The 14192-nt window shown below is 63.4% G+C and carries 15 protein-coding genes; 11 read left to right on the top strand and 4 right to left on the bottom strand.

Translation table 11 applies throughout. The annotated features are described in order from the left end of the window. The first annotated feature begins 320 nt into the window (after positions 1–320). From BM269_RS27240 to BM269_RS27220, 5 genes are all read left to right on the top strand, one after another. Positions 321–800, top strand: a complete 480-nt coding sequence (locus BM269_RS27240) for a hypothetical protein (protein WP_090445127.1) — start codon at positions 321–323, stop codon at positions 798–800. Positions 801–931: 131 nt separating this feature from the next. Next, positions 932–1354 carry an IS66 family insertion sequence element accessory protein TnpA gene (locus BM269_RS27235; RefSeq protein ID WP_090445124.1) on the top strand — a complete coding sequence of 141 codons (423 nt, stop codon included), beginning with the start codon at positions 932–934 and terminating at the stop codon, positions 1352–1354. Then, positions 1348–1695, top strand: a complete 348-nt coding sequence (tnpB, locus tag BM269_RS27230) for an IS66 family insertion sequence element accessory protein TnpB (protein ID WP_090445120.1) — start codon at positions 1348–1350, stop codon at positions 1693–1695. Before BM269_RS27235 ends, tnpB begins: the two co-directional genes overlap by 7 nt. Positions 1696–1734: 39 nt before the next feature. Continuing rightward, positions 1735–3279 carry an IS66 family transposase gene (locus BM269_RS27225; protein ID WP_090445116.1) on the top strand — a complete coding sequence of 515 codons (1545 nt, stop codon included), beginning with the start codon at positions 1735–1737 and terminating at the stop codon, positions 3277–3279. A gap of 80 nt (positions 3280–3359) precedes the next feature. Then, on the top strand, positions 3360–3782 hold the full coding sequence (locus tag BM269_RS27220) for a hypothetical protein (RefSeq protein WP_229204821.1): 423 nt from the start codon (positions 3360–3362) through the stop codon (positions 3780–3782). A 195-nt stretch (positions 3783–3977) separates the two neighbouring features. Here the strand turns inward: BM269_RS27220 and BM269_RS27215 are convergent, their stop codons facing one another. From BM269_RS27215 to BM269_RS27205, 3 genes are read right to left on the bottom strand one after another with little or no spacing between them, the layout of a single operon-like run. Next, positions 3978–4232 (bottom strand): hypothetical protein, encoded by a 255-nt coding sequence (locus tag BM269_RS27215; protein ID WP_090445110.1) that lies wholly within the window; start codon positions 4230–4232, stop codon positions 3978–3980. A 9-nt stretch (positions 4233–4241) separates the two neighbouring features. Beyond that, complete coding sequence (locus tag BM269_RS27210) at positions 4242–4724, bottom strand: adenylyltransferase/cytidyltransferase family protein (protein WP_090445108.1); 483 nt, start codon at positions 4722–4724, stop codon at positions 4242–4244. Next, positions 4721–5917 carry a PilT/PilU family type 4a pilus ATPase gene (locus tag BM269_RS27205; protein ID WP_090445106.1) on the bottom strand — a complete coding sequence of 399 codons (1197 nt, stop codon included), beginning with the start codon at positions 5915–5917 and terminating at the stop codon, positions 4721–4723. Before BM269_RS27205 ends, BM269_RS27210 begins: the two co-directional genes overlap by 4 nt. 97 nt (positions 5918–6014) lie before the next feature. Between BM269_RS27205 and BM269_RS27200 the strand changes: the two genes are divergently transcribed. Genes BM269_RS27200 through BM269_RS27190 form a run of 3 tightly spaced genes read left to right on the top strand, consistent with a single transcriptional unit; the run spans position 6015 to position 8267 of the window. Further along, complete coding sequence (locus BM269_RS27200) at positions 6015–6953, top strand: hydrogen peroxide-inducible genes activator (RefSeq protein ID WP_090445103.1); 939 nt, start codon at positions 6015–6017, stop codon at positions 6951–6953. Between the two features lie 30 nt (positions 6954–6983). Next, entirely contained in the window at positions 6984–7838 is an 855-nt protein-coding gene (ubiA, locus tag BM269_RS27195) for a 4-hydroxybenzoate octaprenyltransferase (protein ID WP_090445136.1), read from the top strand. Positions 7839–7886: 48 nt separating this feature from the next. Beyond that, the gene (locus BM269_RS27190; RefSeq protein ID WP_090445100.1) at positions 7887–8267 is read left to right on the top strand and encodes an ElaB/YgaM/YqjD family protein; all 381 of its coding nucleotides are present in this window, start codon (positions 7887–7889) and stop codon (positions 8265–8267) included. Positions 8268–8276: 9 nt separating this feature from the next. Here the strand turns inward: BM269_RS27190 and BM269_RS27185 are convergent, their stop codons facing one another. Then, positions 8277–9269 carry a GlxA family transcriptional regulator gene (locus BM269_RS27185; protein ID WP_139232888.1) on the bottom strand — a complete coding sequence of 331 codons (993 nt, stop codon included), beginning with the start codon at positions 9267–9269 and terminating at the stop codon, positions 8277–8279. Positions 9270–9380: 111 nt separating this feature from the next. Between BM269_RS27185 and BM269_RS27180 the strand changes: the two genes are divergently transcribed. Genes BM269_RS27180 through BM269_RS27170 form a run of 3 tightly spaced genes read left to right on the top strand, consistent with a single transcriptional unit; the run spans position 9381 to position 14164 of the window. Continuing rightward, positions 9381–10628, top strand: a complete 1248-nt coding sequence (locus BM269_RS27180) for a parallel beta-helix domain-containing protein (protein WP_090445094.1) — start codon at positions 9381–9383, stop codon at positions 10626–10628. Then, complete coding sequence (locus tag BM269_RS27175; protein ID WP_229204820.1) at positions 10628–11758, top strand: SO2930 family diheme c-type cytochrome; 1131 nt, start codon at positions 10628–10630, stop codon at positions 11756–11758. Before BM269_RS27180 ends, BM269_RS27175 begins: the two co-directional genes overlap by 1 nt. A 12-nt stretch (positions 11759–11770) precedes the next feature. Further along, positions 11771–14164, top strand: a complete 2394-nt coding sequence (locus BM269_RS27170; RefSeq protein WP_090445091.1) for a TonB-dependent receptor — start codon at positions 11771–11773, stop codon at positions 14162–14164. Positions 14165–14192: the final 28 nt, after the last annotated feature.

The following is a 14192-nucleotide window of genomic DNA, read 5'->3' as shown; positions in this document are numbered from 1 at the left end:
GGTGGACGACTTCCTGCCCTGGAACTGCGCCAGCAAACTCCCCGGCGCTTAAACTCCGCTTCCCAGCGGTGTTGGGAACATCTTCGATTAAAGTAACGTGGCGCTCAAGACGGCGCTGCCTTGACGCTTACTCTACTTCGAACTAATCTGGGCAATTTCGGTCTAAACGCGTCTGAACGAGCACTGTCATTATCTAAAACAGTCCGCTAATTCGGCACAAATGTCTAAGACGGTCCAGCGAAAAAGAGCCAAAGTCTAAGCGGAACTATATTTCCGTTCCACGATCCAATCTTTAGACCATTTTCGAGGGGGATTGGATCATGGAATACGAACCGACGCAGCCTGTGAATCTTCCTATCGCCGACTATATTGAACTGGAGTTTTTCCTTATGGATGTCCGTCCCGGCGTCAAACCCGACGCCTTTGTGTCAGAGTTGGTGCATCGCTGGCTAGCCATCGAAATGGAACGGCTCTCGCTGCGCAAAAATGGCCAGGCAATTCGTGGCTATCAATGGAAGAATCTCTTCTTGCCGGATGGGACTAACTTACGCACCAGCCATAACGGCGTCATCGAATTTGCCAAGGTCATCGGCGATCACATCGTTTCCGAAGATGGCGCTTCGTTGACGCCTTCGCAGTTTGCCAATCGCCACGCGAAAGGACGCAATGCCTGGCGCTTCGTTTGGGTTCGCTACCCTGGCGACGAGTATTGGATACGCGCGGCCAATTGCAGAACCCGCGCCGACGAACTGCGTCTACGGCAGTCGAAAAGTTTCCCGCAGGCGTCTACAACGGTCTAATCCATCGCAGCGGAGGATCTAAAACGGTCTGCATGTTTCTTCGGGGGTAAGTGTCAGCGAATCCCCGCCTATGCATGTCCTGCCCGATCTGCGAACGTACGTCACATCGATGACCACGCAGGGAGCAGACAATGGGAAAGCAGTTAGTTCAGCACGGCGCGGTGCGTTACTACCGGCACGGCGACGAATTCTGGCTTGATTTGATCACACGGTGGAAGACGTCGGGCATCGGCGTGCGCAAGTTCTGCGAACAGAACGGCGTGGCGACCAGCACGTTTCACAAGCGTCGCGCGGACCTGGCCAAGTGCGCGGCGTCGATGTCGATGGCGGCAAATGTGTTGACGCCGGACGCTTGCTTCATCCCGCTACTGTCCGACTCCGTGATGGAGTCAGCTGCGCCGGTCGTGCCCCCGGTCGTTGCGGCGCCGGGCAAGCCAGCGGCGCGCGACAGCGTCGTCATCAGCAGTGGCGGGATGCGCATCGAGCTGACCGGTGCCCATGCCGACCGTGTCGTGCGCCAGTTGCTTGGTCGCCTTGGCGGCTTCTCATGCTGATCGCAGGCTCCTGCCGCGCCTACGTATGCCGCGACTTGGTCGATATGCGCAACGGTGTCGATGGCTTGTCCTACCTGGTCGAGCCGCTGCTGGCGCAACAACCGATGTCCGGTCACCTGTTTGTCTTCGTCGGGCGCGACCGGCGCAAGGTCAAGATCCTGTATTGGGATCGCACCGGCTTCGCGCTGTGGTACAAGCGGCTCGAGCGTGGCCGCTTCCCGGCGCCGGAGTCGCTGACCCAGCGCGGTCTGTCGGTGGCCGAATTGCACGCCTGGCTCGAAGGCATCGACATCCCGCCGCTGCAACCACATCCGCCCGTCACGGCACAGCGCGTCGCGTGATGATGCGACAAATTTTTCATCCGCTGTAAACGCGCTGGCATGCTCATGCGTTTGATCTGCATGCTGGCGCTCATCGATCCCTCCGACCTCCCATCCGACCTCGACGCGATGCGCCGCATCGCCCTCGATCAGAATCGGATCGCCCACGATCTGTGGACGCAAGTCGAATTACTCAAGCACCAGTTGGCCCAGTTCGTCCGCGCGCGCTTCGGTGCCAGTTCGGAACAACTGCCTGGCCAGGGCGATTTGTTTGCCGAATCAGTCACCATTCCTGTGCCGCCGGCCTTGCCGACCACGCCGGTCGCCGGTCACGTACGTCGTGGTCGTCCTGCGCTGCCGAAGGACTTGCCGCGCGAGCGCGTCGAGTACGACCTGAGCGACGCCGAGAAGGCATGCTTCGACCGGATCGAGAAGATCGGCGAGGAGGTCTCCGAAACACTGGACTACACGCCGGCGAAGCTGACGGTGATCGAGCATGTGCGCATCAAGTACGCGTGCAAGAAAGACGGCGAGTCGACCGTGCGCACGGCGGCGGCGCAGCCGTCGCCACTGCCGAAGTCCAATGCCAGCGCCGGTCTGCTGGCGCAGGTGTTGGTGAGCACCTTCGCCGACCATCTGCCACTGAACCGCCAGGAGGCGATCTTCAAGCGCCACGGTGTGCACCTGCCGCGCGCCACACTGTGCGAGTGGAAGCTGGCCGCAGCTGAACTGCTGGCGGTGCTGCGGCCGGCTCTCAAGGCCCATATCCTGGCCGCGCCGCGCGTGCACTCCGACGACACCACGATGCCACTGCAGGAGGCCGGCCGTGGCAGCACCAAGACGGCGCGCCTGTGGGGTTACCTTGGCGCCGGTCAGCGCGAAGAAAATGGCTTGTGGGTCGATCATCCGCCGGCGGTCCTGTTCGAGTTCACCGAGTCGCGCGAGGCGATTCATCCGGCCACTTTCCTGGCCGAGTATCAAGGCTATTTGCAGGCCGACGCCTACAGCGGCTATTCGGCGCTGTATCGCGGCGGGCGCGTGATGGAAGTTGGTTGCTGGGCTCATTGCCGACGCAGGTTCTTCGAGATCGCCAAGGCGCAGAAGACACCGGGATTGGCCAGCGCAGCGCTGGCTTGGATCGCGCGACTGTATGCGATCGAGAAGACCATCCGCGATATGACACCGGACCAGAAGCTGCGGCAGCGCCAAGAACAGAGCGTGCCGTTGTTGGCCGAGTTTCGCCGCTGGCTTGAGGGGCACGTGCCACAACTGGTGCAGCAGGCGCCACTGGCCCAGGCATTTGGCTACGCCTTACGCAACTGGGAGGCACTGGTGCGCTATACCGAAAGCGGCGTGCTAGTGCCCGATAACAATGCGATTGAGCAGGCGATCCGGCCGATCGCCGTGGGGCGCTCGAATTACTTGTTCGCCGGCTCGGCGCGTGGCGGCCACGCGGCGGCGACGATGTATTCGCTAATCGGCACGGCCAGATTGAACGGGCTCAATCCCTACCTGTGGCTCAAGGACGTGCTGGCCCGGCTGCCATCGCATCCGATCAACCGGGTCGCCGAGTTGCTGCCGCTGGCGACCTACAAATGGGCCTGACACGTTAAAATTGCGGCATGGACTCTCGCCTTCTTGACGCCCTGCGTAACGCCCCCAGCCTCGACTTGTATGAATTGAGCTTGGCCCTCAACCAAATGCTCGCCGACCCGCGTCGCATTCTCGACGTGCGCCGCCATCTGCACCTCGGCGCGCAGGTGATGTATTTCGACCACCGCCGTGGCACCCTCGCGCCCGGCCGCGTGCTGCAACTGCAAGCGACCAGCGCCACCGTTCAGGACACCGCCACGCACACGCAATGGAAGCTGCCCTACGCCGCCATCGTCGCCGACCCGACCCAGCGCGCCGAGGCGCCTCCCATGCCGCCACGCCCCGTCGATGCGTCCGCGTTCAAGCTCGGCGACACGGTCAGCTTCACCGACAAGCACCTGCGCGAACGCATTGGCACCGTCACGCGCATCAACGCGAAGTCATGTTCGCTGCTGTGTGACGGTGAGCAATGGCGCGTCTCGCCTGGGCTGCTGCGTAAGATCATCGATTTGTAATCTGCGCGCCGGATACGGGTTCCGCTGACACTTACCTTCGGGGAGTCGAATTCGGTCTACGAATTGCAGCGTGAACTAGATTCTGGACCCTGTTAGAGAAGATGCGGCCGGTTTCGACCAAATTAGACGGGGCGCTCGAAAAACATACCGCGCCCTACGTCCTTCCAAGCCTTCCGCAAAGCCATAACCGTGATATCAGAGGAAGCCCATGTGCTTGCGCTCCAGCCCAGACATCACCAGCTTGATGTAGCGGTTGGGGATGTACAGCTCCACTTCCACCATGGCCCCTTCGGCATTGCGCGCCTCGGAGATCAGGTGGAAGAAGCTGCGGTCGGGACTGGCCTCCTTGCAGGGCAGGAATTTGCCGGACGGTCCGTCGGACAGGTAGTCCTTCAGCGTGGTGCCCAGTTCGGCCACGCCCTCGTCGGTCAGCAGCACACCAAAAGCCATGACGCCCTCCTATTGTCCAAACATGCGCACCTTGGCCAGCAGCTTGGTGGTCGAGCGGTCGTGCTCGAAGTCGATGGCCACCGCCTTGCCGCCGTATGCCAGCACCGCCTGCCCTTCCGGGATGGCGGTCATATCATAATCGCCGCCCTTGGCATAGATCTCGGGCCGGGCCTGCAGCACCGCTTCCAGCGCCGTGTCTTCGTCGAACGGCACCACCAGGCTGACCGATTCCAGCGCCGCCAGCAGCGCCATGCGGTCATCGCAATTGTTCAGGGGACGGTCGTCCCCTTTGCCCAGGCGCTTGACCGAAGCGTCCGTATTGGCCGCCACCACCAGCGAGGCGCCCAGCGAGCGCGCCTGCGCCAGATAAGTCACGTGGCCGCGGTGCAGGATGTCGAACACGCCATTGGTCATCACCACCGGCTTCGGCAAGGCCGCCACCCGCGCGGCCAGTTCGTCGCGCGCGCACAGCTTGTTTTCAAACTCGATCATTCGCCTTCTTCTTCCTCTTCTTCATCCAATTGCATGCTCAGGCCGCCCGACGATTTCGGCGCCGCCACGCTCGGCGCCGAGGCATCCGGTGGTGGGCGGGTGCTATTCAGCTTGATCTGCAGGCGCAGGCCGTTGGTCGAATCGGCATTGCGCAGCGCCTCTTCATAAGCGACGTAGCCCTTATTATAGAGTTCGAACAAGGCCTGGTCGAAGGTGCACATGCCCAGTTCGCGCGACTTGGCCATGATTTCCTTGATCGAGTGGAAGTTGCCCTTGAAGATCATCTCCGAGATGGTCGGCGTGTTCAGCAGGATCTCGATAGCGGCCTTGCGGCCTTTGCCATCCTCGGTGCGGATCAGGCGCTGCGACACGATGGCACGCAGGTTGGACGACAAGTCCATCAGCAGCTGGTTGCGGCGCTCTTCCGGGAAGAAGTTGATGATGCGGTCCATGGTCTGGTTCGCATTGTTCGCGTGCAGGGTGCCCAGGCACAGGTGGCCGGTCTCGGCGAAGGCGATCGCGTGCTCCATGGTTTCGGTATCGCGGATCTCGCCGATCAGGATCACGTCCGGCGCCTGGCGCAGGGTATTTTTCAGCGCATGGTGCCAGGACAGGGTATCGACACCCACTTCGCGGTGGGTGATCAGGCAGTTCTTATTCTTGTGCACATACTCGACCGGGTCTTCCACGGTGATGATGTGGCCGGCCGAATTCTGGTTGCGGTAGTCGATCATGGCCGCCAGCGAGGTCGATTTGCCGGAGCCGGTACCGCCGACCACCAGCACCAGGCCGCGCTTGGTCATCACCACCTCTTTCAGGATTTCCGGCAGGTCGAGCTTCTCGAAATTCGGGATTTCGGAGGCGATGGTGCGGCACACCATGCCGACCGCCTGCTGCTGCACGAAGACATTGACGCGGAAGCGGCAGACATTCGGCAGCGAGATGGCGAAGTTGCACTCCAGCTCGGTTTCGAACTCGCGCCGCTGCTTCTCGTTCATGATGGCGTAGGCCAGGGCCCGGGTCACATCGGGCGTCAGGCGCTGCTGGCTCAGGGCGCGCATCGAACCCTGCGACTTGATACTGGGCGGGAAATCCGCCGAAATGAACAAGTCGGAGCCGCCGACCTGGTGCATGGCCGTCAGCAGTTTGTAGATATAGGACTGGGCTTCTTCGTGGCCGAGTGTGGATGACATATTTGCCTCGTTAGGGGGTTTTGCAGATCATTATAGCCAGTGCCCTCCCCCATTCACGGCATTGCAACAAGGCATTCAACTGTGTTCAAATGGGTTCATGACACTGACCGAGCTCAAATATATCGTAGCAGTTGCCAGAGCGAAACACTTCGGCCATGCCGCCGAGGCTTGTTTTGTTGCTCAACCTACCCTTTCTGTCGCAATCAAGAAACTGGAAGACGAGCTCGGCGTCGTCCTGTTCGAGCGCGGCGGGGCGGAAATCTCCGTCACCCCGCTGGGCGCCCAGATCGTGGCGCAGGCCGAACGGGTGCTGGAGCAGACGGCAGCGATCAAGGAACTGGCAAAACAGAACAAGGACCCGCTGGCCGGCCCCTTGCGGCTGGGTGTCATCTACACCATCGGCCCCTACCTGCTGCCGCCGTTGGTCAAGCGGATGATTGAAGCGACGCCGCAGATGCCACTGGTGCTGCAAGAGAATTTCACCGTCAAACTGCTGGAAATGCTGCGCCAGGGCGAACTGGACGCCGCCATCATGGCGCTGCCGCTGCCGGAACACGGCATGGCGGTGCAGCCACTGTATGACGAGCCTTTCGTGGTAGCGATGCCAAAAAGTCATCCCTGGGCCGCGCGCGTCGCCATTCCTGCCGAACACCTGAAGACCGAGACCATGCTCTTGCTGGGCAATGGCCACTGCTTCCGCGACCAGGTGCTGGAGGTATGCCCGGAGATGGCGCGCTTCTCCTCGCCCGGCAACGGCATGCAGCGCACCTTCGAGGGCTCCTCGCTGGAAACCATCCGCCACATGGTGGCCAGCGGCATCGGCCTGACCGTGCTGCCGCGCGCCTCGGTGCCGGATATGGAAGGCCGCGACGGCATGTTGGCATTCCGCTATTTCGAGAACCCGGAGCCGAACCGGCGCGTGGTCATCGTCTGGCGCAAGAGCTTTACCCGCAAGGCGGCGATCGACGCGGTGGTCGCCGCGGTGGCCGACTGCCAGCTGCCCGGCGTCCGCATGCTGAACGGCCACGCAGAGTAAAATGGCGGGATGCATGCGACCACCCCACCCCTGAGCAAACTCGAACTCTACTTCCGCCTGGTCCGGCTGGACAAGCCGATCGGCACCGTGCTGTTGCTGTGGCCGACCCTGGCCGCGCTGTGGCTGGCTTCCGGCGGCGTGCCGGACTGGCAGCTGCTGCTGATCTTCTCGCTGGGCACTTTCCTGATGCGTTCGGCCGGCTGCGCCGTCAACGATTACGCCGACCAGGATTTCGACAAGCACGTCAAGCGCACCGCCGAGCGTCCAATCACCAGCGGCCGCGTCAGCGGCAAGGAAGCGCTGCTGATCGCCGCCGGCCTGGCCCTGCTCGCCTTCCTGCTGATCCAGCCGCTGAACGCGCTGGTCAAGCAACTGAGCGTGGCGGCGCTGGTGATTGCCGCCACCTATCCCTACTTCAAGCGCTTCTTCGCCATACCGCAAGCCTACCTCGGCATTGCTTTCGGCTTCGGCATGCCGATGGCCTTCGCCGCCGTGCAAAACGCGGTGCCGCCGGTGGCCTGGCTGCTGCTGCTGGGCAATGTGTTCTGGGCCGTGGCCTACGACACCGAATACGCCATGGTCGACCGCGACGACGACCTGAAGATCGGCATCAAGACGTCCGCCATCACCTTCGGCCGCTTCGACGTGGCCGCCATCATGCTCTGCTATGGCGTGCACCTGGCGATCCTGCTGGTGGTGGGCCGGCAATTCGGCCTGGGCCTGGTCTTCCTGCTGGGCATGGCGGTGGCTGCCGCCTGCGCGCTTTACCACTACTTTTTGATCCGCGGCCGCGAGCGTGCGCCCTGCTTTGCCGCCTTCCGCCACAATAACTACCTAGGCGCGGCAGTCTTCGCAGGCATTGCGCTCGACTACGCGCTGCGCTGACCTATACTGGAATTTACTCCGAGTGCTGTTCACTGAGACGAGGCGATCATGGACCAGACACCACAATCTACTGCAGCGAAACCAAACGGCGGCGGCGTTGCCAACGGCAAGAGCCATAGCCACAACGAAAGTGCGGAAGCCCGCGAGAAGCTGATGGGCGACCTGAAACAGGCGGTGCAGGATGCCGAAACCTGGCTGCGCAATGCGGCCTCGGCCAATTCCGAAGACCTGGGCATGGTCAAAGCCAAGTTCGAGGATACGCTGCGCACCGCCAAGCGCGATTTGCTGAAGCTGGAAGACAGCATGATCGCGCGCGGCAAGATGGCGGCCCAGGCCACCGACCACTATGTGCACGACAACCCGTGGAAAGCGGTCGCCACCGGCGCCGCCATTGGCGTGATTGTCGGCCTGCTGGTCGCGCGCCGTTGATCCTTCGCTTCAGTCGCGCCGCGCAGCCGCCGCTGCGCGGTAGGCGGCGGGCGTGGTAGCGAACAGCTGGCTGAAGCTGCGCCGCAGCATGGCTTCCGTGCGGAAGCCCGATTGCAGCGCAACCTGCAGCAGCGACAGGCCCGGCCGGGCCAGCAATTCCTTCGCATATTCGGCGCGGCAGCGCGCGATGTAGAGGTGTGGCGGCATGCCCACCGCATGCTGGAAGCGGCGCGAGAAATTGCGCACGCTCATCGCCGTGCGCTGGGCGGCGCCTTCCACCGTCAACTCCTGCTTGAAGCAGCGCTCGATGTATTCCTGTGCCTGGCGGATGCGCTGGTCGCCATGCTGCTTGAAGCCCGCGTTGCGGATCGCCAGGCGGCCGGCGCTGGGCTGGCTGGCCGGGTTGGTATAGCGCGACAGCTTGTGCGCCACCGCGTCGCCATGGAAGTGGCCGACCAGGTAGCTGCAGGCATCAAGGCAGGGATTGACCGAGCCTGCGCTGATGATGCTGCCGTCGATCACCAGCGGCACGTCGGGGCTGAAGCGCACTGCGGGATAGTGCTGGGCAAAGATGCGCTGGTCGGACAGGTTGCCGGTCACTTCGCGCCCGTCGAGCAGGCCGGTCTCGGCCAGGATGCGCATGCCGCCCGCCATGCCCACCAGCATGGCGCCCGCGGCATGGGCCTGCAGCAGCCAGGCGCGCAGCGCCGGCGCAATCGGCTGGCGCGCGGCCAGCGGGAAATAATACGGCGGCACGATCACGGCATCGGGTGCCGGCAGCTGGGCCAGCGTGGCCTCCGGCTGCAACGGCGGGCCGGTAAACGAGCGCACCGGCGCCATCTCGAGCGCGACCAGGGGCGCGCGCAACAGTTGCGCTGCCTGCACATCGGCGTTGCGGGCGTGCAGCGTGCCGGCGATGGCAAACGCCTCCCGCGCCAGCAGGGCAAGGCCTCCCCAGCAGTCATCTCCCACAACAATGGCGATAGTAACCGGCGCTCTCATCCTGGCCGATACTAACAGCAGATTTGGCCGATCTTGTGCATAACATTTCAATAATGGACAGATATACTGGCTGCGCTGCTGCATCCCTACAACAATAACTGGGAGACATGTATGTACAAAGCCATCGGCGCACTCGCGCTGTGCGGCCTGCTATCCGCCTGCTACAAGACCACGCCGTCCTTGCCGGCGCCTGCCTCGGCTGCCGACATCGCATTCCAGAAGCAACTCCAGGAACAACTGCTCGACGCCAAGCCTGGCTCGGTGATCGAGATCCCCGCCGGCAAATACAAGTTCACCAGCGGGCTGCAACTGCGTGCCGATGGCGTGACCATTCGCGGCGCCGGCATGGACCAGACCATCTTGTCTTTCAAGCCGCAAGTGACGGGGCCGGAAGGCTTGCTCGTCTACGGCAACAACTTCACCATCGAAGGCTTGACCATCGAGGACTCCAAGGGCGACGGGCTGAAGATCAATGACGGCGACCACATCACCATCCGCAGCGTGAAGGTGCAGTGGACCGGCGGTTCCAAGGTCAGCAACGGCGCCTACGGCATCTACCCGGTCAAGACCAGGAATGTGCTGATCGAACATTGCGTGGCCATCGCCGCGTCGGACGCGGGCATCTATGTCGGCCAGTCGCAGAACGTGGTGGTGCGCAACTCGCGCGCCGAGGCCAACGTGGCCGGCATCGAAATCGAGAACACCATCAACGCCGACGTGTACCACAACGTCGCCACCGGCAATACCGGCGGCATCCTGGTGTTCAATATGCCGAACCTGCAGCAGCCGGGCCACAGCACGCGCGTATTCAGCAACAAGGTCATTGAAAACAACCTGGGCAATTTCGCCGCCAAGGGCACGGCGGTGGCCAGCGTGCCGGCCGGTTCGGGCGTGGTGATCAACTCGAATTCAAAGGTGGAGATCTTCGACAACGACATCACCGACAACCAGACCGCCAACGTCATCATCTCCAGCTATCACTCGACCGGCTACTTCACCGAGAAGGGCGTGGCCAAGGACTACGACCCGTATCCGAAGGCGATCTACGTCTACGGCAACCGCTTCAAAGGCGGCGGCGATGCGCCCGACGGGCTGGACCTGAAAGCGCTGAAGGTGGCGCTGTACGGCTTGTCCGGCCACCTGCCCGACGTGCTGTGGGACGGCTATTCCGACAATGCGCTGGCCAGGAACGGTGTCATGCCGGCCGAGGCGCGCATCTGCGTGCAGGATGGCGCTGAAGTACTCAACGCCGATGGCCCCAACAAGTACAAGAACCCGAAAGCCGATTCGGCCCCGCACCGCTGCCAGCTCGCCAAGCTGCCGCCGGTCACCATCCCTCAACTCGGCTCGCAATCCTGATGAAGCTTGCCGTCCCTGCTTTCCGCCCGCTATGGGCGGTCGGCATGGCGGCGTGCGCGCTGGTTCTCGCATCCTGCGCACGCAACCCTGCCCCGCCTGCCGAACCCGTGAATTTCATCGCCGAAGGCCGGCCCGAGAAACTCAGCGCGTGGCGCCTGATGGCCGCCAGCGAAGGCCGCCTGGTACTGAACAAGGAAGTGCTGCCCTATACCCTGAACACGCCGCTGTTCAGCGACTACGCCCACAAGCTGCGCACCGTATGGATGCCGAAGGGCGTATCGGCCGCCTACCGGCCCGATACCGCCTTCGACTTCCCGCTCGGGACCATCATCAGCAAGACCTTCTACTATCCGCGCGACGGCAGCAGCCGGGCGGTGCTGGCCAGCGACGACAGCGGCACGGGCAGCACGCTCGACCTGGGCAAGGTGCGGCTGATGGAAACACGCCTGCTGGTACGGCGCGCAAGCGGCTGGGTCGCCCTGCCCTATGTCTGGAACGAGGCGCAGACCGAGGCCGAACTGAAACGCACCGGCGACCAGATTCCGATGGAGCTGGTGTCGGCCCAGGGCCGCCAGAAATTCACCTACGTGGTGCCGAACGTGAACCAGTGCGCCTCCTGCCACGTGGCGGACCTGAAGAGCAGGAAGTTCGAGCCGCTCGGGCTGAAGGCACGCCACATCAACCTGAACGGGCAGCTGGAGAAGATGGCGCTGGCGGGCTACCTGAGCGGCGTTCCTGCCGCCGCCGAGGTGCCGCGCAACGTCGACTGGCGCGACAAAAGCGCCCCGGTCGACGCCCGCGCGCGCGCCTACCTCGACATCAATTGCGCCCACTGCCACAACAACAAAGGCACCGCCAACACCACCGCCCTGCACCTGGAGATTGGCGCGCCGGCCAACCGGCACCTGGGCCTGTGCAAGCCGCCCGTGGCGGCGGGTGCCGGTACCGGCGGCAACGCCTTCGGCATCAACCCCGGCAAGCCGGATGACTCGATCTTCGTATTCCGCCTGAAATCGACCGAAACGGGCGTGATGATGCCGGAACTGGGACGCAGCACTGCGCACCGCGAGGGGGTTGAACTGATACGCGAATGGATCGCATCGATGAAGGAAAGCTGCAACCAACAATAACGGGGAGACCACATGAAGCTGCGCAAGAAAGTCCTGTCGTCCAGCATTTCCAGCGCCCTGCTCGTCTGCAGCGGCGCCGCCTTGGCCGCCGAACCGGCGCCGAAGGAAGAAACCCATGTGGTGGTCGTCACCGCGCAGAACCGCACGCAGCAGGCGCAGGATGTGCCGATCGCCTTGCAGATCATCGGCGCCGACCAGATCGACAAGCTGGCCGCTCCCAGCCTGGCCGAAATGAACGGCTATATTCCCGGCCTGTCGGTCAACGCCGAACAGGCCACCCAGCCTTCGCTATCGCTGCGCGGCATCGGCACCGGCGACTTCGGCATCGGCACCGATGCCCCGGTCGGCATGTACATCGACGGCGTCTACGCCGGCAAGACCGGCGGCGCGATCATGAATTTCAACGACGTGCAGCGCATCGAAGTGCTGAAAGGCCCGCAGGGCACCCTGTTCGGCCGCAACAGCGCGGCCGGCGCCATCTCGGTCGTGACGCGCGAACCGGGCCGCGACAACGAACTGGAGGCGCGCCTGCGCTATGGCCGCTTCCACACGCGCAATGTGGAGCTGCTGGCCAATACGCCGCTTGGCGACACCACCGCGCTGCGCATCACCGCCGTGCACCACGGCACCGACGGCTGGCTGAAAGACGCGGCCACCGGCCAACAGCTGCAGCACGGCACCGACAACGGCGTGCGCGCCACCCTGCGCTGGGACGCGCCGGCCCGCGCCAAGGTGCTGCTGTCGGTGGAAGCGGAAAAGCTCGATCACATGGCGCGCCCCGCGATCGGCCTGGTGGCCGGGGTACCGGTGGCGCCGGCCGATCCATCCACCTACCTCGACCCGCGCACGGCCCCGGTCCGCAACGACGCCATGCACAACGGCGAAACGCGCGACTTCCGCGGCAGCACCCTGCGCATCGAGGTGCCGCTGGGTTGGGCCACGTTCAATTCCACCACAGGCTACCGCCGCTTCGACTCGCGCAACCGCCAGGACAACGACGGCACCAACCTGCTCACGCATTACGTCGATACCGAAAACGCCGAACGCAATAAAAGCTGGCAGCAGGAGTTCCGCCTGTCCGGCAATACCGGCATGGCCGACTGGGTCACGGGCCTGAGCTTCTATCACGAGAAAGCCAGCCAGACCAGCCAGGTCAACACGAATACCAATTCCCTCGACACGATCTTCGGCAACGTGGCCAGCTTCCCCGTTTTCAGCCTGCTGGAAGGCGCGGCGGCCGCTGCTGGCATTCCAGCCGGCCTGCTGGGCAACCCGTGGCAGGAGAACATGCATGTCGAAGGCCGCTACAAGGCCAGCGCGCTGTACGGCGACGTGATCTGGCACCTGGCGCCCAAGCTGAACCTGACCACCGGCGTGCGCTACACGCGCGACGACAAGCGCTTCAGCTGGTATAGCCCGCCGCGCACGGCGGCCCGCCTGGACGACAGCATCACGCGCCTGCAAAACCTCGGCTTCTTCGACGCGCTGGTCGGCATGGGCGCGCTCACGCCCGAGCAACTGATGATGGCCCTGGGCGCCATGACCCAGAACATCGAGTTCACCAGCGCCGGCGCCGGCACGGCGCCGCTGTCCAAAAAGAACAAGTGGAACGACACCAGCCCGCGCGCGGTGCTCGACTACAAGCTCAATGACGACATGATGGTCTACGGGTCCATCGCCAAGGGCTACCAGGCGGGCGGCTTCAACGCGCTGCAGGTGAATGCCACCTACCAGCCGGAAAAGGTCTGGAATGCCGAAATCGGCATGAAAAACTACTACCGCCAGTACAAGCTGCTGGTGAACGCCTCGCTGTACAAGTACAAGTTCAGCAACCTGCAGTCGCTGGCCCTGGTCAATAACGGCTCCGCCATCCCGACCTACCAGGTCACCAGCAGCGACCAGGAAGCGCACGGCCTGGACGTCGAGATGCGCTGGCAGCCGCTGCGCGACCTGCGCTTGAACATGAGCACTGCCTATATCGACCAGACCTACAAGACCTTCACCACCAGCGACGGCATCAAGCTCGATGGCCAGCCGGTCGGCACGCCGAAATCGACCACCGCGCTGGGCGCCGACTACTGGGTGCGCGACGTGGCCGGCGGCGACCTCAATTTCACGCTGCAGCACGCCTACACCAGCGCCACCCGCTGCAATGCCGATGCACTGCAGGGCGCCTGCCTGAGCACGCCGCGCTTCCGCGTGGGCGGCGCCACCCAGCGTACCGACCTGCGCGCCGGCTACGAGGCGGCCAGCCATCGATGGGCACTGGCGTTGTATGCCAACAACCTGTTCGACAAGCGCTACGTGACAAGTATTGGCAATATGACCACGGGTTTACTGGGGACGCCCTATGCGATGGTGAATTCGCCGCGCCAGGTCGGGCTCGAACTTCGCGTAAACATGTGACGAGTTATAGTAAAATCAATCCCTTAGC

Source organism: Duganella sp. CF458, from assembly GCF_900113115.1.
GTDB lineage: Bacteria > Pseudomonadota > Gammaproteobacteria > Burkholderiales > Burkholderiaceae_D > Rugamonas.
The sequence above is the reverse complement of the archived record's forward strand: the minus strand, read 5'-3'. Positions and strand labels throughout refer to the sequence as shown.

What these genes read in the sequence shown, in the direction of transcription:
- BM269_RS27240 (WP_090445127.1), top strand. Translation starts at nt 321, where the DNA reads ATGGAATACGAACCGACGCAGCCTGTGAATCTTCCTATCGCCGACTAT.
- BM269_RS27235 (WP_090445124.1), top strand. Translation starts at nt 932, where the DNA reads ATGGGAAAGCAGTTAGTTCAGCACGGCGCGGTGCGTTACTACCGGCAC.
- tnpB (WP_090445120.1), top strand. Translation starts at nt 1,348, where the DNA reads ATGCTGATCGCAGGCTCCTGCCGCGCCTACGTATGCCGCGACTTGGTC.
- BM269_RS27225 (WP_090445116.1), top strand. Translation starts at nt 1,735, where the DNA reads ATGCTCATGCGTTTGATCTGCATGCTGGCGCTCATCGATCCCTCCGAC.
- BM269_RS27215 (WP_090445110.1), bottom strand. Translation starts at nt 4,232, where the DNA reads ATGGCTTTTGGTGTGCTGCTGACCGACGAGGGCGTGGCCGAACTGGGC.
- BM269_RS27210 (WP_090445108.1), bottom strand. Translation starts at nt 4,724, where the DNA reads ATGATCGAGTTTGAAAACAAGCTGTGCGCGCGCGACGAACTGGCCGCG.
- BM269_RS27205 (WP_090445106.1), bottom strand. Translation starts at nt 5,917, where the DNA reads ATGTCATCCACACTCGGCCACGAAGAAGCCCAGTCCTATATCTACAAA.
- BM269_RS27200 (WP_090445103.1), top strand. Translation starts at nt 6,015, where the DNA reads ATGACACTGACCGAGCTCAAATATATCGTAGCAGTTGCCAGAGCGAAA.
- BM269_RS27190 (WP_090445100.1), top strand. Translation starts at nt 7,887, where the DNA reads ATGGACCAGACACCACAATCTACTGCAGCGAAACCAAACGGCGGCGGC.
- BM269_RS27185 (WP_139232888.1), bottom strand. Translation starts at nt 9,269, where the DNA reads ATGAGAGCGCCGGTTACTATCGCCATTGTTGTGGGAGATGACTGCTGG.
- BM269_RS27180 (WP_090445094.1), top strand. Translation starts at nt 9,381, where the DNA reads ATGTACAAAGCCATCGGCGCACTCGCGCTGTGCGGCCTGCTATCCGCC.
- BM269_RS27175 (WP_229204820.1), top strand. Translation starts at nt 10,628, where the DNA reads ATGAAGCTTGCCGTCCCTGCTTTCCGCCCGCTATGGGCGGTCGGCATG.
- BM269_RS27170 (WP_090445091.1), top strand. Translation starts at nt 11,771, where the DNA reads ATGAAGCTGCGCAAGAAAGTCCTGTCGTCCAGCATTTCCAGCGCCCTG.